Consider the following 17,529-nt stretch of genomic DNA (forward strand, 5'->3'; position numbering starts at 1 on the left):
GAGAGGCTATAGCTCGACAACGAGCAGCAGTCAGGATCGCGTGGTGTGCGGTACCAGGTCAGCTTCGCAAACCTGGTACACCCGGTTGGGTTTCTATCGGTGCGTTCACGAGCATGATCGTTAGCTCTGGGCCTTCGGGGTACATTCCAAATTGGAGACTGTGGTGCGAGTGGTATCCGAAGCGCTTACCTGTCCGGGGCATCTTCAGAAAGAACCTCGCAAGCTGGTCGAAAGGGAGCTTAATTTATTGGTGGACGAGCCCATGCGGCTAAGCCATCGTGCTTTTGAAGCGGTCTGCGTATTCGCCTGCTGTGACTCCTAGTACGCGCAGGAAGGTTCGGCGCATTGCGTCTGCTGAGCTGAAGCCGCATGCGTCTGCGATTTCCTTTAGTCCCATGGCGGAGCTGTCGATCATTTGTTGTGCTGCTTCGACGCGCATGCGATCGACGAACTGACCGGGGTTCATCTTTGTTTCGCGTAGGCAGACGCGTGTGAAATGCCGTGGGCTCATGCCGATTCGTTCTGCGAGTTTTTCCACGGTGAGATCTTCGCGCAGGTTTTCTAACGCCCACACCTGCAGTTCTCGCAGAGGTTTAAATGTGATGGCCTGATGCGAGAGCATGTGGCTGAACTGCGCTTGTCCGCCCGGGCGAACGAGGAACATGACGAGGAATCGTGCGACCTTCAGTGCCTCTTCATGACCAAGATCTTCTTCCACTAATGCCAGAGAAAGATCAATGCCTGCGGTGATGCCCGCGGAGGTATAGATGGCACCGTCTTTCAGATAAATGGGATCGGACTGAACGCAAGCGAGAGGAAACTTTTGCGCGAGTTCGTCACAGAACTTCCAGTGCGTTACGACGTTCTTATGATCGATGAGGCCGGCTGCGCCGAGAAGGAAGGCTCCGGTACAGATGGATGCTACGCGACGGGAGCGTGTGCTGGCATCGGCGATCCATGCGACGAAGTCTTGATCGTAAGAACCTGTTTCAGAGCCCGGGCCACCTGCGATCACCAGAGTATCGATTGGACCAGTGATTTCGTGGATGGGAAGGGCTCCGGCTAACGCGATTCCCCTATTGGTTTGCAGGCTGGTGTCAGTGCCGGGATTGCCGAGTTGCACGGTGTATCCGGGTGCGCTTGAAAACACTTCCAGCGGACCGCTGACATCAAGGATTTGTACCGGTGGAAGCCCGACGATGACGACCCTTCGCATACGGGGATTCTACGGCTGCGATGTCCTAATTTGCTGTATTCGCGTCGTGGCGACGGCGATTGCCCGGGGCTAGGTTTAGGGACAGGGGAGAACGATATGACATCGAAGAGTCACAACATTCTGAAGAACGCGGCCACACTGACGGATCCTGCGCTGGAAGGTCTTGCTCACGGCGGGTCAGAGGCGTTGACTACGTTTCGTCGTCCGAAGGTGATCATTCCTGTGCCGACGCCTGCCGCTGAATTTCAACGAGTGCAGCCGGGTGTGCCGGACAGCAAGTTGACGCGCGAAGCGACGGGATTGCTGCGGGAGTTCAGCACGCCGCTGTTGTTCAATCATTCGCACCGCGTTTTCTTTTGGGCGAATGAACAGGGCAAGCAGGCGGGAGAGAAGTTTGATGCAGAGTTGCTTTTCATCTGCGCTGCTTTTCATGACCTTGGCCTGTTGAAGAAGTTCAGCAGCGAGGCGGATCGTTTTGAGGTGGATGGTGCGAATGCTGTGCGGCAATTTCTGGAGCATCATGGAGTGCCGAATGCTCGCATTCAAACAGCGTGGGATGCGATTGCGTTGCATACGACGCCGGGCATTGTGGCTTACAAGCCGATTGAAGTTGAGTTGCTTTATAACGGCGTTGGACTGGATGTGCTGGGTATTGGATATGAGGATTTCCCGAAAGACATCCGCGAAAAGGTTGTGGCGGAGTATCCCCGTGTCGACTTCAAACAAGGTATTGCCAAAGCTTTTCTTGGCGGCTTTGAACACAAGACTGTGACGGCAGAAGGCACGTGCAACGAAGACATCTGCTCGCACTTTCTTCGTAACTACAAGCGCAGCAATTTCTATGAGCAGATTCAGAATTCGCCGTTTCAGAACTCAGAGGTTTAGTGGTTTATTAAGGACTTTTACTCCGTACGCATTTCTGAGCCATGCTCAGGTGCGTACGGTGGGGTTTGTCCACTACACTTTTCACACTTATGCCGACACGTCGTTCTGTTCTTCGTTCTGGGGCTCTTTCTGTTTTCGCGGGTCCGATGCTTGCGGGAGCCACTGCTAATGCGGAGCCTACGTTTAGTGCGCCGAAGAAGCCTGTGCTGATTACGCGCGAGACGGGTGACCACTCAGTGGAAGAGGCTTACCAGATGCTGCTGCAGGGCGAGGACACGCTTACCGCTGCGCTGCATGTTTGTGCTGCGCGGGAGGATGATCCTGCGGATCACTCGGTGGGGTATGGCGGGTTGCCGAATGAGGCGGGTGTGGTGGAGCTGGATGCTTCGGTGATGCATGGGCCGACGCGTCGTTGTGGTGCGGTGGGCGCGGTGCCGGGGATTCGTCATGTTGGGCAGCTTGCGCGGACGGTGATGGAGCGCACGGCGCATGTGATGTTGGCGGGACAGGGTGCGCATGACTTTGCGGTGGCTGAGGGTTTTGTTGCGGAGAATCTGCTGACGGAACCTGCGCGCAAGATCTGGCTGCTGTGGAAGGAGCATGGTCGCGGGTTCTGGGGGCCGGGATTGGATTCGCCGGATTTCAAGCTGCCGCCCGATGCGCAGCGCGCGACTCCTCCGGGAGCGATTTCGCAACTACCGCGTCATCCTGCTCCTGAAGACATGCCTCTGGTGAAGCAGCAGATTGAACGAGGTCTTGCGCTTGCGAAGGAGGCTGGGATTCCTGAGTCGTTGCATCGTACGGCGGTTCGTGAGTTGTTGTGGCCTACTACGGGGACGATCAATGTTTCTGCGCTGAATCCGAAGGGCGAGATCAGCAGCGCTACTACGACGTCGGGGATGGCGTTCAAGATTCCGGGGCGGCTTGGTGATTCTCCGATTGTGGGTGCGGGATGTTTTGTTGATCCTGAGGTTGGTTCCGCGGGCGCGACGGGCAATGGTGAAGAGAACATCAAGGTGGTGGGCGCGCACACGATTGTGGAGTTGATGCGGCAGGGACGGAGTCCGAAGGAAGCGGGGATGGAAGCGCTTCGTCGCATTGCGAAGAACTACAACAACGACATGAGTCGGCTGCGGTATCTGGACATGATTTATTACATCCTTCGCAAGGATGGTGCGTATGCGGGTGTGAGCCTGTGGAGCACGCGCGGTATTGAATCGCGGAAGAAGTTTGTGGTGCATGATGGAACGCAGCGGACCGAGCCTTGCGAATATCTGTTTGAAGGAACCACGTTAAGCATCCATCCGTTTTGATTCGGTGCGCTGCAGCAGCCTTATGATGTGGTCATGCATCGCGTTCACCTGATTACGACTGGCGGGACTATTGAAAAGCGGTATGTGGAGCAGGCAGGCTCCATGGAGAATACGGAGCCGCAGATTCGCCGTTGCCTCTCATTGCTGCGGTTGCCGGATATTGAGATCACGGTGGAAGAGTTGATGAACAAGGACTCTTTGTTCATGACAGATGAGGATCGCAAGCTGATTGCCGAGCGAGCTTTGTCGAAGGCGATTGAAGGTATTCCGGTGCTGGTGACGCATGGTACGGACACTGTTGTGGAAACCGGCAAGGTGGTAGCCGACGCCCTGGCGCACAACTGCGGATCAGGGAATGTGCCGGTGGTGTTTACCGGGGCGATGACGCCGTTTGGGATTGAGGGTTCAGACGCGATCCAGAACCTGACGGAGAGCCTGTTGGCGACCCGGCTGTTGAATGGTGGGGTGTTTCTGGTCTTTCATGGCGATGTATTCCCCATTGGGCATGTGGCTAAAGATCGTGAAAACAGCCGCTTCCGGCATATCTAGGCACTTCGTGCGGTTCTCGACGCTTCGCGTGGGACAGGTTTTTGGCGTGGCGGAATGTTTCTGCACTATTCACGATTTCCGCGTGGTTCCGGGTCGGTGTCGGTGGCAAAAGGCATTTAGACTGGATGCACGGCCGCGGGAGTGGCGAAATTGGCAGACGCACTAGACTTAGGATCTAGCGGAGCGATCCGTAGGGGTTCAAGTCCCCTCTCCCGCACCACGAATCCCGTTTCACCAGAGAGATCATGAGCGACAACACACAGATTGAACCCACCCTTCGCGTGACCCAGAGCGACGACTACAACGACGTGTACGCCAACAGCGTACAGATCCGCATGAGCGTGTGGGACTTCCAGCTTGTCTTCGGCACCATGCAGTCCAGCTCCCCCGAAGAGGTCACCTTCCTCACGAAGCAGGGCATCTTCCTGTCGCCCCAGCAGGCGAAGGCTCTGTTCAACATCCTGGGCCAGAACCTGGCACAGTACGAAGGCACCTTCGGCGAAATCAAGCTTGAGCCGCAGGCACAGGGCGGACCGGTTCAGTAAGCCGTTTCCTCCTCTCAATTTCAGCAAGACCCACGGAGCGAAGAGCAAGTGACACGCAGGATCGACGCACAGGAACGCGCGCCGATCTCTGTCACGTGGCTCTTCGCTCCTGTGTTTGCAGCGGTTACTCTGCTGCACCTTACGCTGCTGCGCCTTCCTTACTTCTGGGATGAAGGCGGCTATTACATTCCTGCGGCATGGGACTTCTTCCGTTTAGGAACGGTCATTCCGGTAACAACCGTACGCAATGCGCATCCGCCGCTACCGAGCGTTGTGATGGCGGCGTGGTGGAAGATTTTCGGCTTTCACATTCTTTCGACACGTTTGTTGATGTGCGTGGTCACAACATTCGCACTGCTGGCCGTGTTCAAGCTGGCGCGGATGTTTGTGGGACAGGCTGCGGCGTTTGCCGTGTTGGTGCTCACAGCGATTTATCCCGTCTGGTTTGCGCAGAGCACGCTGGCACATGCGGATATGTTTGCTGCGGCGTTTACGCTGTGGGCGCTTTGTTTTTATGCGGACCGACCGGGATGGACCTTATCTCGTTCGCATAATTCTGTTGGTCGTAATGCGGTGTGGGTTGCGACGTTGTTTTCGCTGGCTTGTATGGCGAAGGAAACAGCGATTGTTATACCCGCTGCGTTGTTTTGTTTTGAGGTGATGCTGCTGGCGGATCGTCGGCCTGCGGTGATGGCTCGCATTCATGGCGATGCTTTGCCGGAAGATGCTGAGCGGCCTCATCGTTTGGATTGGCGGTGGTTGCTGACGCTGGTTGTGCCTGCTTTGGTGCTGGTGCTTTGGTACGTGTATCACCACTGGAAGACTGGCTTCACGTTCGGCAATCCTGAGTATTTGCGCTACAACGCTACGGCGAATATGTCGATTAAGCGCGTGCTTTCGTCGTTGCGGCATCGGCTGGTTCATCTGACGACGCACATGAATCTTTTCCTGCCAGTGATAGCAACTGTTGTGATTTTTCTGCTGCCTTCGCGGACGGGGAAACCGATGCTTCCAAGACCCGCGTTGCGCATGATTGCGGTGTTGCTGGTGGTGCAGTGGGTTGCGTTTTCAGTGCTTGGCGGCGCGCTGCTTACGCGTTATGTGCTGCCTGCTTACCCGCTGTTGTTGATGGTATGTGTGGCTGCCTGGCAGAGCCGAACGCAGCGTTGGCCGTTGATTGCAGGGCTATCGCTCGCGGCGTTTGCGATTGGGTGCGAGGTGAATCCACCGTACCCTTTTGCGCCGGAAGATAACCTGGCGTATCGCGACATGATTGTGGTGCATGAGCACGCGATCAATTTTGTGACGAGACGGTATCCGCAGGCGACCGTGCTGACAGCATGGCCAGTGCTGGCCGATTTGCAACGACCTGAGTTGGGTTATCTCAAGACGCCGATGAAGACTGCGGCTGTCGAGAACTTCTCGCGTGAGGAGTTGCGCAAGGCAACGGTGGACCCCGGTGCGTATGACGTGGTGATTGTGTTTTCCACAAAGTATGACCCGCCGGTAGGTGGATTGAACCTGGCCGGGCATAGCCGAGATGATGACAAGCGCTTCTACGACTGGCATGCCGATCTTCTGCCTGCGGAGGCCGCTGCCCTGCTGCATGGGCAGGTGGTGTGGGAGGAAGATCGCAAGGGTGAGTGGGCCGCGGTGATTACGTTTCCGCGTGGCTATGATGTGCGCTTACGACTTCCGTTTCGCGGCATGGCAGGGGGCCGCCAACTATAATCCTGCCTATGCGTCTGACCTCATTCAGCCGGATTGCTGTTGTGGCTGTTGCCACCGTTGTTCCGGCCTTTTCGGCGCAAGCCCAGGAAGAAGCCGGTGGGCGCGTGGTACTGGTGCTGCCGTTTGATAACCGCTCCGGACAGGCGAACCTGGATTGGATTGGCGAGTCGTTTGCCAACACGCTGAATGCACGATTGCAGTCGGCTGGCTTTCTGACAATCACTCGCGATGATCGCGTGTATGCGCTGGATCATCTTGGATTGCCGGAAGGATTTCGGCCTTCACGCGCTACAACCATTCGCATTGCACAGACGCTGGATGCGCAGTTTGTGGTGGTGGGTAACTTCACCGTTGCCGACGGAACCGTTACTGCCAACGCGCAGGTACTAGCAGTGAACAAGCTAAACATGACGGCTCCGCTTGAGCAGAGTGCCGGATTGCCGCGACTGCTGGATGTTGAGAACAACCTGGCGTGGCTAGTGGCACGCACCATGGACCCGAAGTTGAATGTGTCGCAAACGACGTTTGAGGCGGCATCGGCGGGATTGAAGCTGGATGCGTATGAGAGCTACATCCGCGGGCTTACAGCTCCTACCGCGGATGAACGTTTAAACCGCCTGAAGACTGCAGTGCAGCTTGCGCCGAACAACACCGAAGCACTGCTGGCACTAGGCAAAATGCAATACACGCGCGGCGATTATGAAGCGGCTGCTGCGACGCTGGGCAAGATTCCGACGAGTGATCCGCTGGCGTTGGAGGCTGGGTTTTATCGTGGGCTGGCGCTGTTCAACAATGCGAAGTATGCCGAGGCCGAGGGTGCGTTTGCTACGGTGAGTACGAAGCTGCCGCTGCCGGAAGTGGTGAATAACCAGGGTGTGGCGATGGCTCGCCAACATAAAGACGGCATCGGACAACTGACTCGGGCTTCGCAAGCTGACCCACAGGATGCGGACTACCACTTCAATCTTGCGGTCAGCTATCGCCGCAAGGGCGATAACGTTCACGCCAAGGAACAGATTGATCAGGCGGTGAAGATTCGTCCGAATGAAGCTGAAGCGAAGCAGCTTCAGGCGGTGCTTGGCGGGACGCAGCAGGCACCCGCAGGGTTTGATCCGCAGGAGCGCATTCGTCGCACCTATTCTGAAGCGGCATTCCGTCAGGCGGCGTTTCAGTTGGACCTGATTCGCGCAGCGCATCTTGCTTCGTTGCCGGCAGATCAGCAGGCGGCTGCTTATACGCAGGCGGGACAGGATTATCTGAACCAGGGATTGGTGCTGGAGGCGGAACGCGAGTTCCAGTCGGCATTGCAGGCCGATCCGAAATCGTCGGAGGCGCATGTGGGGTTGGCGATGGTTCGTGAGCGTTCTGGCAATGCCGATGATGCGCGTAAGGAAGCGCAGGCAAGTTTGAATGCCAAGCCGAATGCTGCCGCTTACCTGGTGATGGCGCGGCTGGACATTAGCGCGAACAACAACGTTGCCGCTGCGTCAGACGTGGGCAATGCGTTGCGATTGGAGCCGCAGAACGGTTCGGCGTTGGCGATGAAAAATCTGCTGGCGGGACGTGGAGTATCGCTCCCATGAAGCGACTTCTTCTGCTGCTTTTGGTGTTGTGGGGTTCGGCCTCTCTCTTGCACGTTGAAGCTGTCCAACCGGCTAAGCCCGCGCCGCAACCGCGTGTCATCGTGATTGAGTTTCATGACACGCTGCAACCGGAGCGCGCGGATGTATTCGTGAATTCCCTGCGACGCGCGAATAAGCTGCGCGCTGCGGCGATTGTGGTGAATCTGAGTTCGCCGGGCGGCATGAGTGAATCCGCAGATCGCATGGTGGCGGCGATGCGGGGTTCGAAGACGCCGATCATTGTGTGGCTGGGTAGCGGAAACAGCCGCGTAAGTGGAGAGGCGCTGCGCCTGGTGGCAGAGGCCGATGTGGCCTTGATGGATAAGACCAGTTACCTGACTCCACTGTGGACAGATACGCCCCGCAAACTGCGTCCACAGGAGCGTTCCGCAGGAAGCAAGAGGCTAACCCTTGAGCTGGCGGATGCACAGCGTCGGCATGGACGGCGACTGGATGGTGTGGATGAACTGAGCAGCGGCATTCACTGGTTCAACGCGGCCGATGCGCTGCAAATGGGTTTAATCGACGGCGCAGCAGAGAAACAGCCGGATGTGTTTCGCTATCTCAGGGACACGGGGTATCGCAAGAACGGTACCGTCACAACGGTGGACCTGACTCACGCTCGCGTGGAATATGACTGGCCGTCGCCGCAAACGGATCTTTTGCTGGCGCTGATGAATCCGAATCTTTGTGTTCTGCTGCTGACGCTGGGATTGCTGCTGATCTATCTGGAAATTCATACTCCGGGTGTCGTTGTGCCTGGGGCAGCAGGGGTTCTGCTGATTCTGCTGGCGGTGTATTCGCTAAACCGGCTGCCGGTGACCGGCCTCGGAGTGTCGCTGTGCCTTTTTGCGATGGCCTTGATGGCGCTGGAAGCGAAGAGCACCCGGCACGGAATGTTTGCGTCGGTAGGCGTCGTCTGCATGGTGCTGGGGCTGGGCTGGCTGGTGAAGGGGCCGCTTCCGGCGCTGCAAGTGAGCTGGGCAACCGCAATTGGAGCCGGAGTTGGCTTTGGTGGCGTTACCGCCACGCTGATGGTGATGGGCTTTGAGGCTCGCCGCTCCAAGGTTCGGACCGGTTCCGATGCGATGCTTGGATGGCTGGCGATTGCGCAGACGCCGCTGTCACCGGAGGGCCATATTTTGGTCCGCGGGGAGCTGTGGAAGGCTCGCCTGACCTCAAAGGATGGCGCCGTGGCAGCAGGCGGACACGTAAAAGTACTGCGCGCCGATGGCATGTTGCTGGAGGTGACGGCTGTTCCCCTTGCCTCAGGCGTGGAGCAACAAGGGGTTGGAAGCGTCTAACCGATATCGGGCACCACTGACTTCCGTCCACGGAACCGGACCACTCACGGCTGGCTTCGCGTAAACTGAAAGCATCCGGTGAACATACGCCCGGCCGAGGTTTTGCTGTCTGATGCCAAAGCGGTTTGCAACTCTACTAATTGCTCTTCTGTCCCTTTCTCCCGCGTTTTCGCATGCGCAGGACACCCAGCCCACAGCCACTCGCGCGAGCAAGTTCTTCTCGCATTTTGATCTTGGCATCTCCGGCACGACGTTTTTCACGAAGGATGTCAGCGGCACGGTTACGAGCAATGCGCCCAATGTGCCCTACAACCTGACACAGAGTGCAAGCTCTGCCGCCGGTGTTCTGGCGACGATCCGCGCGCAGAAGTCGCCGTATAAGGGTTTGGAGTTTAACTACAGCTACGGCCGTGTGACGCAGAGCTATACCTGCTGCAACCTGAACGCCAGCACCGGTGCAAACAATGGCCCGTTTGCTTCGCAGACGACCGCCAGCGAATACACGTTTGGCTACCTGGTTCGGCCTCCGCACCCTATTTTCGGGATGCAGCCGTTCATCAGCGGCGGCGCCGGTGTCTATGCGTTTTCGCCGACGAAGTTTGGCGGCCAGAGCCTACAGCCGCAGGCCCGCATGGCGTACTACTACCACGTAGGTGGCGAGAAGATGTTCTCCCAGAGCTTCGGTTTCCGTTTCGGCGTTCGCCAGCTCTTCTACAAAGCCCCGGACTTCGACCAGAATTATCTGCGCATCAAGAAGACCACCTTCACCACGGAACCTGAAGTGGGAATTTTCGTACACTTCTAACGCGGTAGAGTTTCTTGCGAGAGGCAATCGGCGATGAGTTCCCTGTTCGATACGGATGACGATCTTTCTCTCCGCACCCGTCGTGGTGCGGAGGATCGCAGCCGTGAGCGCGCCGTCGAGATGGCCGACTCACCTGCAGATCGCGAAGTGACATTGAACACGGGAACCGTGCTGGCGCTGTTCTTTGCGCTGGCACTGATCTGCGCCGTCTTCTTCGGCTTTGGTTACTCCATGGGCCGAAAGTCCACACAAGCTCCGGTGACTGCAGCAAGCTCTTCGACGACCGACAGTTCTGCCGACGATACGGCTTCGCATAACACCGCGTCAGACAAGCCTGCTCCTGGTTCGCCTGCGATTCAACCTGTACCCGGATATATGTCGCAGCAGGAAGCGAACGACGCGAATAGCAAGTCGACGCAGAGTGTTGCGACAGCTCCTGCTCGTCCGGCTGCCGTGGCACCTGCTGCTCCGGCTCCTGCACACACGGCTGTTGCCACGACGACTCCTGCACCTGTCGTGCGGACGGCACCACCTCCTGCAGTTCCCACTCCGGCTGCGGCTCCTGTAACGAGTGCACCCGCTGCGCCTGGCTCAGTGTTTGTTCAGATTGCTGCAGTGTCACACCAGGAAGATGCTGATGTGCTGAAGAGTGCGCTGGGACGTCGTGGATACAAGGTGGTGGAACGCAGCGATGCGAACGATCGCCTGATCCATGTGCAGATTGGTCCATTCACGGATCGCAAGGCCGCAGAAGCCACACGTCAGAAGCTACTGTCAGACGGCTACAACGCATTCCTTAAATAGGCACTTCGTGCTGTTCTCGACGCGCTTCCGCGCGTGTTCTTGGCTGGGATGAATGCTTTGGTTTCCTGCCGAGTTAATGGATCAATCTGCTTGTCACTTATTCGGCTTCCAATGGCTTCATGGAGTCTGGCAGCGCGCTGATGATGCGCCGCCTTACCTCTGCCACCATTTCCGCGCGATTGGGATAATCCGCTGGATACACCGGCGGCAGGAAGGTAACTTTCGCCACGCCGGGATAAACCCTGGAGCTTCCCTTCTGCATCATGGCTTCGGTTCCGGCGATCGCTACCGGGACGATGGGGGCTCCGGTGGATTGTGCGAAGTGAAATGGGCCTGCCTTGAATGCTTGCAGGCGGCCGGTTTTCGAGCGTGTGCCCTCCGCGAAGATGAGCATCGATAGTCCACCGCGAATGACCTCAGCCGCGTAACGCGCTGTGCGCACTGCGGCTTCACGACCACCTTCGCGATAGACCGGAACAAACTTCGCCATCTCCCATGCTTTGCCTAGCACGGGGATTTTGAGAAGTTCTGCCTTCAACATGATGCTGGGTGTGCCGGGGATGAGCGGCACCATGATCGGTGGATCAAGGTTGGAGATATGGTTGGGTACGAAGATGGCCGCGCCTTCCGGGATGTTTTCGCGTCCGTGCTGCTCCACCTTGATTCCCGCTGCGCGGATGCCTGCCGCGGAGATCCATTTGCCCACGCGATACATGGGCTGGATTTTCTTGGTGAGGAACGTCCATGGGATAAGGACGAGGCCCGCCGGAATGCCGAGTCCGGCGAACGTGATGACCATTTTGAATGCGGCCCACATAACTTAACGAGACCTCAGGGCTGCGGGCAACTTGTTGTAAATGTCGCCGAAACCACCGTTAGAAAGGATAGCTACGACATCGCCACTTTGCAGCGAAGATGCGAGCTCCGTGGTGATGGCATCTGCATCCGCCAACAATGTGGCGGGTATGCCTGCGATATTCAATGCACCGACGACGGCTGCAGGATGAAGGCGTTCCTCCGCAGGAATGTTTGCGGACTGATAGACCTCGGCGAGCACGACGCGATCGGCGATGGCCAGGCTTTCGATCAACTCGCGTTCGAAGACGTTGCGGCGCAGTGTGTTGGAACGCGGCTCGAGTACAGCGACCAGGCGACGACCGGGATACGATCCGCGCAGGGCTCGCAGCGTTTCGCGAATGGCCGTGGGGTGGTGTGCGAAGTCGTCAATGATGGTGATGCCATCGATCTCGGCGCGCACTTCCAGGCGGCGCTTTACGCTGCGGAACGTCTTCAGTGCTTCGATGATCGCATTAGCAGGAACGCCCTGCCCTGCTGCGAGTGCAGCGGCAGCGGACGCGTTCAACGCATTGTGTTCGCCTGCCATGGGGAGTTCGAGATCTGCGAAGTGTTCGCCCTGACGTAGCAGTGTCCAGCGCGAGATGGCTCCGGCCTGGAAGTTGGTTAGTTTCCAGAACGAACCTTCTTTGAATCCGTAACGCTCTACCGGGCAGAAGGCTTTGGCGATGCACTCGGTTACGTTTTCGCTGCCGTCAAACGCGATCAAACGGCCACTGCGGGGAATGAGATTTACGAGTCGCTTGAACGCTGTTTTCACTGCAGCCAGATCAGCATAGATGTCAGCGTGATCGAACTCGACGTGCGTGAGGATGGCTGCGGATGGGAAGTAGTGCAGGAACTTGGGGCCTTTGTCGAAAAAGGCTGTGTCGTACTCATCGCCTTCGAGGATGAAGGGTGATGACTCGCGCACGGCGAAGCTGGTGCCAAAGTTTTCTGCGACTCCACCGATCAGGAACGATGGGGTGAACTTCGTATCGAGCTTCGATGCAGTTTCATAAATCCACGCGAGCATGCTGGTGGTGGTTGTTTTGCCGTGGGTGCCGCTAACGACAAGAGGCTCGCGATTGCGCAGGAACTCATCGTGGATGAGTGCGGCCATGCTGGTGAATGGCAGGCGGCGATCGAGTACCGCTTCAAGTTCAACATTGCCGCGCGAGATGGCGTTGCCGATGACGACGAGGTCGGGTGTGGGATCGAGATGCGCTTCGTGATACGGCTGCAGGGGTGTGATTCCCATAGCTAGCAACTGGTCGCTCATGGGCGGATAGGCTGCTGCATCTGAGCCTGTGATGCGGTGACCCTGCGCCTGCAACATGCCTGCGAGTGATGCCATAGCCGTGCCGCAGATACCGATGAGATGGATGTGTTTCGTTCCTTGCATTTCCTTACTCCACCGCTGATTCCAATATCTGCAACTTTGCCGCGTCGGCGCATGTGAGGCGTACCTTCACGCCCAGCGGTAACGTCACGTTGGGCGCATTCACATGGCCGCATTGCAGACCGATAGCGATTGGGCCGTTCCAGTTGCGAAGATTGTGCAGCAATGCTTTTTCAATCAGAGCGGCTTCTTCTGCATCGGCTGCGCATTGTGACATGTCGCCAAAGACGATGCCCTTCACGCGATCAAGCAGGCCAGCGTATTGCAGATGCAACATCATGCGATCCCACTGATAAGGGTGCGTGCCGACTTCTTCTACGAAGAGGATGATGTCACCTTCGGGCATTTGCATGGCCCATGGTGTTCCGAGAGATTCAGTCAGCAGTGCGAGGCATCCACCGTAGAGCGTGCCTTCCACTGCGTCACCACTGCGCAAGACACGCATGCCTTCGCGCTCGGTCAGCGACCAGGGTTGTGTCTGCTCGAGTGCATGACGCCATGAGTGCAGATCGACGCCGTCTGCGAGGACGTCGCCGCGTGCGAAGTCTGGCGAGATCATGGGCCCGTAGAACGTGTGCAGGCCGCAGGTCTGTGCGAACCATAAGTGCAGCGTGGTGTGGTCGCTGAAGCCGATGAAGGGCTTCGGGTTTGCTTTGACCAAGTCTGCGTCGAGATGCGGCAGAAGCTCTGCCGTCCCCCAACCGCCGCGTGTGCAGATGATGGCCTCGATTGAGGGATCACTGAAAGCGTCGTGGAGGTCTTTCACGCGGGAGGCGACATCGCCTGCGTAATAGAGCGGACCGGAGGCGAGTGCAGATGGGAACAGCACCGGCTCATAACGAAGCGATGCGAAACGCTCCATGCCGAGTCGCACCAGTGGTTCTTTTGGTGTGCTGGCAGGCGACACGATGGCAACGCGAGCGCCGGGCTTCAATCGTGCAGGACGAATCACGCTTCTATCCCCTGCAGGCTGACCTCGCCTTTGCAGACAATCTGTGCCGGGCCAGTGAGCATTAACTGTTCGCCTTCGTTCCATACGACTCGCTGGGCACCACCGAGTGACGACGCATCGAGTGTGCGGTTGCATCCGCGCAGAACGATGCTGGCTGCAGACGATGCTGATGTGCCCGTTCCGGACGATTGCGTTGGGCCAACGCCGCGTTCGAAGATGCGGAATGCGATTTCGTTCGGCGCGATCACTCGCACAAACTCTACGTTGGTTCCTTTGGGGAAGTCCTTGTGCGTGCAGATGCGTGCGCCGAGGTCTTCCCAGGTGAGGCCGTGCGAGGCGAAGGTTCCGTCGTTGGTGAAGATGACGAAGTGAGGATTGCCTACGTCGACCACTGCGCCCGCTATGTCGCCAACGCCTTCCACGTGAACGACGCGCTCTTCCACTTTGGGAATCCCCATGGACGTTTCAATGAGGAAGTGTTCTTCGTTGCACTCGATGACGCGGCAGATTTTTTCGCCGCCCGGTGTGCCCATCTTTGTTTCACGAAGACCTTCGCTGAAGCCGAGCCATGCAGCCACACAACGTGTGCCGTTGCCGGAGAGTTCTGCTTCCGAGCCGTCTGCATTGAAGAGACGCAGGAAGAAAGAGCCATCAGACCTGCGTTCGAGGAACTCCACACCGTCCGCGCCGACGCTGTAATTGCGCGAGCACAGCAGGCGCGCCATCTGCGCATGTTTGCCATTGGCAAGCGTCTCTTCGACGACTAAGAAATCATTGCCGCACGCATGCGCCTTTACAAACGGAATCACTGAACTCCTCCCTGATACACATCGCTGCGGTAGAAACGTGCGCAGCCCTGGCCACTGTTGCAGACCACTTCAATTTCGGTGAGACCTTCGGGGTGCGCTGCGACTGCTTTTGCTACTGGATCACCATCGATGGCGACGATGATCTTGGCGTACTTTGCAGGTGCTTCCGCTGCCTTGTTGAAGGTCTCGGAATCCAGTGGACTGATGAGACGCTTGAGCGGGATGCCTGCGTCCTGAATCGCGCCGATGTGGTCGTTGGTGTTGAACATGATAGTGTCGCCCGGACCGATATGCAGCATCTCCTGCGCAAGCGTTTTCTCAAACGAAATGCGCGTGGATGCATTGACCACGCCTTCCTGAAAGACCAGCGGCGGCGCGCTGAGCCACTTGGGAATCTTCGCGTCTTCGCCGCGGACCTTCTGCAGCAAGTTACCGAAGCTGCCCATCATGGCGATCATGTTTAAGAGGATGGCGACGAGCACGAGGAAGAAGAAGATGTCGGCCTTCTTCTTGCTTTGTGTGCGGAGTTTGCGCTCCACTGCAGCGCATGCGATTGCAGTGAAGATGGCGAAAACGGGCAGAAGCTCCATGCCGTAACGCGAGTTGTAATACGAACCCGGATACAGCTGCGGCACGAAAAGAGGCACGCTGCCCCATGCGATGGAGTAGATGTAAAACGGCAGCGGTACCCACAGCAGAAGCACCACGCGAGAGAGGCGCTGCTTCCACGCGAGGTACGAACCGATGATGGCTGTGGCGAGAACACCGAAGCCGAGTTCGTATGCGACCGCATCCACCTGCGCAGCGCGGGTGAAGTAAATGAAAGCCCAGCCGGGGTTGTACATGCCGCGACGCGGCTTCGATCCGGGTGGCGTGGTCTTTGCTTCGATGGCCTTTGCGGAATATGGTCCGCGCATGAAGTCGAGCCAGTCGCCCTGATACTTGGCGTTGTACCAGAACCAGAGGATGGGACCAGCGACGGTGATGAGCGTCATCACGATGAAGGAAGTCTGCGTGGCCTTGTGTGTGGCTTCGCTGGAGCGCCACCATGCGATGGCGAGCACGAGCCAGATGGCTGCGCCGAGGATCCATCCGTCGTAGCGCGTCATGACCATGGCGAAAGTGAGGATGCCGCTGATGATGAAACGCCACTTCACACTACGAATCTTTGCGGCGTGAAGTGCTTCAACCGCTTCATACGCGACGACGATGGACCACACCATGAGCGCGAGGAATAGCGGCTCTGTCATGGCAGTAGTGGCCAGGTACATCAGGTTCGGATTGAGCGCGAAGAAAGCCGTTGCAGCGAATGCCCACGGCGGAGGAACCAGCTTGCGTGCGAGCGCGTAACAGCCAGTGTTCGCAAAGGCGTAAGCGGCAAGCGAAGGCCATGCGCCGGCGACGCCGTTCTGCCACCAGTCCATGCGTTGTACAAACGGCAGCATGAGCAGATGCGGCAGTGGCAGCCACACACCGCCGAGTTGCGCGATGCCGGGATAATGCGCGTCGAGGATGCGGCGTGCGATACCGAGATGCGCTACGGCATCGCCGTAGAGCAGCATCCATCCGCGCGAGGCAACGACCATCAATGCGAGGAAGCCGAGCACAACCGAAGCCAGCGCGATGGGTCGTAACTCATCGCGCGTGGCCGGGTAGACAGCATTTGGATCGTATGGGCGATGCGGCACAACGCTCTTACGCACAATGGTACGAGGCGAACGCAACGGCTGGCCCGGAATGGATTTACGCGGCATCGAGATCCAGGTGCGAGATTTCGCGGAACAGTTTAAAGCGTGCTTCGATCTCTTCGCGCATGAGTTCCTGCACGCGTTCGGACCCAAACTTTTCTACAGCGAATGAACCCATCACGCCGCCGTAGAACAATGCGGTGCGGAAGACGCGAGGTGTGAGTTCCGGCTGCGATGCGATGTAACCGAAGAATCCGCCGGCGAACATGTCGCCTGCGCCTGTGGGGTCTACCACTTCTTCAATGGGCAGTGCGGGTGCGCGGAAGGGCACGGTGTTCATCGCGCCTGGGAAAGAGCGGTCGCAGAAAAAGGCCGTTGCGCCGTATTCACCATGCTTGATGACGAGCGACTTGGGGCCCATCTCCATCACCTTCTTTGCGGCGGTGACGAGGTTGTGTTCGCCCGTGAGCAGGCGGGCTTCGCCGTCGTTGATGACGAGCACGTCAAGCTCTGCGATGGTCTTGAGCAGGTTGGCCTTGTGGTCGGCGATCCAGTAGTTCATGGTGTCGCCTGCGACGAGCTTTGCGTTCGGGAACTGCTGGCGCACGCGGAGTTGCAGCGTGGGTTCGATGTTGGCGAGAAAGAGATAGTCGGAGGACTTGTAGCTCTCGGGGACCTTGGGATCGAAGCTGCCGAAGACATTCAGCTCTGTGTTGAGCGTGATGGCTTCGCTCATGGCGCCTTTGTATTCTCCGGTCCAGTGGAAGGAGAGGCCGTCTGCGTGCTCGATGCCGGTGGTGTCGATGCCGCGCTTAGTGAGAGTTGCTTCATGCTCTGCGGTGAAGTCGTTGCCTACGACTCCGATGACCTTCACGTCAGTGAAGAAACGAGCACTCTGAGCAAAATGGTAAGCTGCCCCGCCTTGAATACGAGCACGATGCTCTTTGGGCGTGGTCAGCGTGTCGAAAGCAACGGAACCGACAACAACAATGGACATGAATACCTTTCATTCAAGGCAGAAAGCTACAGGTGGCTTACTGCTGCGAGAGTTCGTTGGGATTCTTCGCTTC

At 57.8% G+C, this 17,529-nt stretch carries 16 protein-coding genes and 1 tRNA gene; 10 read left to right on the forward strand and 7 right to left on the reverse strand.

The window, feature by feature from the left end:
- Positions 1–268: 268 nt before the first annotated feature.
- Positions 269–1,216: a GlxA family transcriptional regulator gene (locus BLT38_RS12935; RefSeq protein WP_083345553.1), complete on the reverse strand. Its 948-nt coding sequence runs from the start codon at positions 1,214–1,216 to the stop codon at positions 269–271.
- A gap of 96 nt (positions 1,217–1,312) precedes the next feature.
- Between BLT38_RS12935 and BLT38_RS12940 the strand changes: the two genes are divergently transcribed.
- The 10 genes from BLT38_RS12940 (at position 1,313) to BLT38_RS12985 (ending at position 10,774) form a co-directional block, all read left to right on the forward strand.
- The gene (locus tag BLT38_RS12940) at positions 1,313–2,101 is read left to right on the forward strand and encodes an HD domain-containing protein (protein ID WP_083345554.1); all 789 of its coding nucleotides are present in this window, start codon (positions 1,313–1,315) and stop codon (positions 2,099–2,101) included.
- Positions 2,102–2,304: 203 nt separating this feature from the next.
- On the forward strand, positions 2,305–3,414 hold the full coding sequence (locus BLT38_RS12945; RefSeq protein ID WP_231966483.1) for a N(4)-(beta-N-acetylglucosaminyl)-L-asparaginase: 1,110 nt from the start codon (positions 2,305–2,307) through the stop codon (positions 3,412–3,414).
- 33 nt (positions 3,415–3,447) lie between these two features.
- Positions 3,448–3,963 carry an asparaginase domain-containing protein gene (locus tag BLT38_RS12950; protein ID WP_083345556.1) on the forward strand — a complete coding sequence of 172 codons (516 nt, stop codon included), beginning with the start codon at positions 3,448–3,450 and terminating at the stop codon, positions 3,961–3,963.
- A 135-nt stretch (positions 3,964–4,098) separates the two neighbouring features.
- Positions 4,099–4,183 (forward strand) — tRNA-Leu (locus tag BLT38_RS12955).
- Positions 4,184–4,208: 25 nt separating this feature from the next.
- Positions 4,209–4,508, forward strand: a complete 300-nt coding sequence (locus BLT38_RS12960) for a DUF3467 domain-containing protein (protein ID WP_083345557.1) — start codon at positions 4,209–4,211, stop codon at positions 4,506–4,508.
- Positions 4,509–4,556: 48 nt separating this feature from the next.
- Entirely contained in the window at positions 4,557–6,239 is a 1,683-nt protein-coding gene (locus tag BLT38_RS12965; protein ID WP_083345558.1) for an ArnT family glycosyltransferase, read from the forward strand.
- A gap of 8 nt (positions 6,240–6,247) precedes the next feature.
- Positions 6,248–7,822 carry a tetratricopeptide repeat protein gene (locus BLT38_RS12970; protein ID WP_083345559.1) on the forward strand — a complete coding sequence of 525 codons (1,575 nt, stop codon included), beginning with the start codon at positions 6,248–6,250 and terminating at the stop codon, positions 7,820–7,822.
- A complete protein-coding gene (locus tag BLT38_RS12975; protein WP_083345560.1) occupies positions 7,819–9,165 on the forward strand; it encodes an NfeD family protein in 1,347 nt (448 codons plus the stop codon). The genes BLT38_RS12970 and BLT38_RS12975 overlap by 4 nt, the downstream gene beginning before the upstream one ends.
- Before the next feature lie 112 nt (positions 9,166–9,277).
- The gene (locus BLT38_RS12980; RefSeq protein ID WP_083345561.1) at positions 9,278–9,970 is read left to right on the forward strand and encodes a hypothetical protein; all 693 of its coding nucleotides are present in this window, start codon (positions 9,278–9,280) and stop codon (positions 9,968–9,970) included.
- Between the two features lie 33 nt (positions 9,971–10,003).
- Complete coding sequence (locus BLT38_RS12985; RefSeq protein ID WP_083345562.1) at positions 10,004–10,774, forward strand: SPOR domain-containing protein; 771 nt, start codon at positions 10,004–10,006, stop codon at positions 10,772–10,774.
- 97 nt (positions 10,775–10,871) lie between these two features.
- On the opposite strand, the gene BLT38_RS12990 is transcribed toward BLT38_RS12985, so the two are convergent.
- From BLT38_RS12990 to BLT38_RS13015, 6 genes are read right to left on the reverse strand one after another with little or no spacing between them, the layout of a single operon-like run.
- Entirely contained in the window at positions 10,872–11,573 is a 702-nt protein-coding gene (locus BLT38_RS12990; protein ID WP_231966485.1) for a lysophospholipid acyltransferase family protein, read from the reverse strand.
- 21 nt (positions 11,574–11,594) lie between these two features.
- Positions 11,595–13,013, reverse strand: coding sequence for a UDP-N-acetylmuramate:L-alanyl-gamma-D-glutamyl-meso-diaminopimelate ligase (gene mpl / locus BLT38_RS12995; protein WP_083345564.1), 1,419 nt, complete (start codon positions 13,011–13,013; stop codon positions 11,595–11,597).
- A gap of 4 nt (positions 13,014–13,017) precedes the next feature.
- Complete coding sequence (locus tag BLT38_RS13000; protein ID WP_083345565.1) at positions 13,018–13,962, reverse strand: S66 peptidase family protein; 945 nt, start codon at positions 13,960–13,962, stop codon at positions 13,018–13,020.
- Positions 13,959–14,771, reverse strand: coding sequence for a diaminopimelate epimerase (gene dapF, locus BLT38_RS13005; protein WP_083345566.1), 813 nt, complete (start codon positions 14,769–14,771; stop codon positions 13,959–13,961). Before dapF ends, BLT38_RS13000 begins: the two co-directional genes overlap by 4 nt.
- Positions 14,768–16,525, reverse strand: coding sequence for a hypothetical protein (locus tag BLT38_RS13010; protein WP_083345567.1), 1,758 nt, complete (start codon positions 16,523–16,525; stop codon positions 14,768–14,770). Before BLT38_RS13010 ends, dapF begins: the two co-directional genes overlap by 4 nt.
- On the reverse strand, positions 16,515–17,456 hold the full coding sequence (locus tag BLT38_RS13015) for a PfkB family carbohydrate kinase (protein ID WP_083345568.1): 942 nt from the start codon (positions 17,454–17,456) through the stop codon (positions 16,515–16,517). Before BLT38_RS13015 ends, BLT38_RS13010 begins: the two co-directional genes overlap by 11 nt.
- Positions 17,457–17,529 lie beyond the last annotated feature (73 nt).

Source organism: Terriglobus roseus (assembly GCF_900102185.1).
GTDB lineage: Bacteria > Acidobacteriota > Terriglobia > Terriglobales > Acidobacteriaceae > Terriglobus > Terriglobus roseus_A.

Bases quoted from the DNA above. Each gene is read 5' to 3' on its own strand.
- BLT38_RS12985 (WP_083345562.1), top strand. From the start codon at position 10,004: ATGAGTTCCCTGTTCGATACGGATGACGATCTTTCTCTCCGCACCCGT.
- BLT38_RS12970 (WP_083345559.1), top strand. From the start codon at position 6,248: ATGCGTCTGACCTCATTCAGCCGGATTGCTGTTGTGGCTGTTGCCACC.
- BLT38_RS13015 (WP_083345568.1), bottom strand. From the start codon at position 17,456: ATGTCCATTGTTGTTGTCGGTTCCGTTGCTTTCGACACGCTGACCACG.
- BLT38_RS12975 (WP_083345560.1), top strand. From the start codon at position 7,819: ATGAAGCGACTTCTTCTGCTGCTTTTGGTGTTGTGGGGTTCGGCCTCT.
- BLT38_RS12950 (WP_083345556.1), top strand. From the start codon at position 3,448: ATGCATCGCGTTCACCTGATTACGACTGGCGGGACTATTGAAAAGCGG.
- BLT38_RS12980 (WP_083345561.1), top strand. From the start codon at position 9,278: ATGCCAAAGCGGTTTGCAACTCTACTAATTGCTCTTCTGTCCCTTTCT.
- BLT38_RS12990 (WP_231966485.1), bottom strand. From the start codon at position 11,573: ATGGTCATCACGTTCGCCGGACTCGGCATTCCGGCGGGCCTCGTCCTT.
- mpl (WP_083345564.1), bottom strand. From the start codon at position 13,013: ATGCAAGGAACGAAACACATCCATCTCATCGGTATCTGCGGCACGGCT.
- BLT38_RS13010 (WP_083345567.1), bottom strand. From the start codon at position 16,525: ATGCCGCGTAAATCCATTCCGGGCCAGCCGTTGCGTTCGCCTCGTACC.
- BLT38_RS12960 (WP_083345557.1), top strand. From the start codon at position 4,209: ATGAGCGACAACACACAGATTGAACCCACCCTTCGCGTGACCCAGAGC.
- BLT38_RS12940 (WP_083345554.1), top strand. From the start codon at position 1,313: ATGACATCGAAGAGTCACAACATTCTGAAGAACGCGGCCACACTGACG.
- BLT38_RS12935 (WP_083345553.1), bottom strand. From the start codon at position 1,216: ATGCGAAGGGTCGTCATCGTCGGGCTTCCACCGGTACAAATCCTTGAT.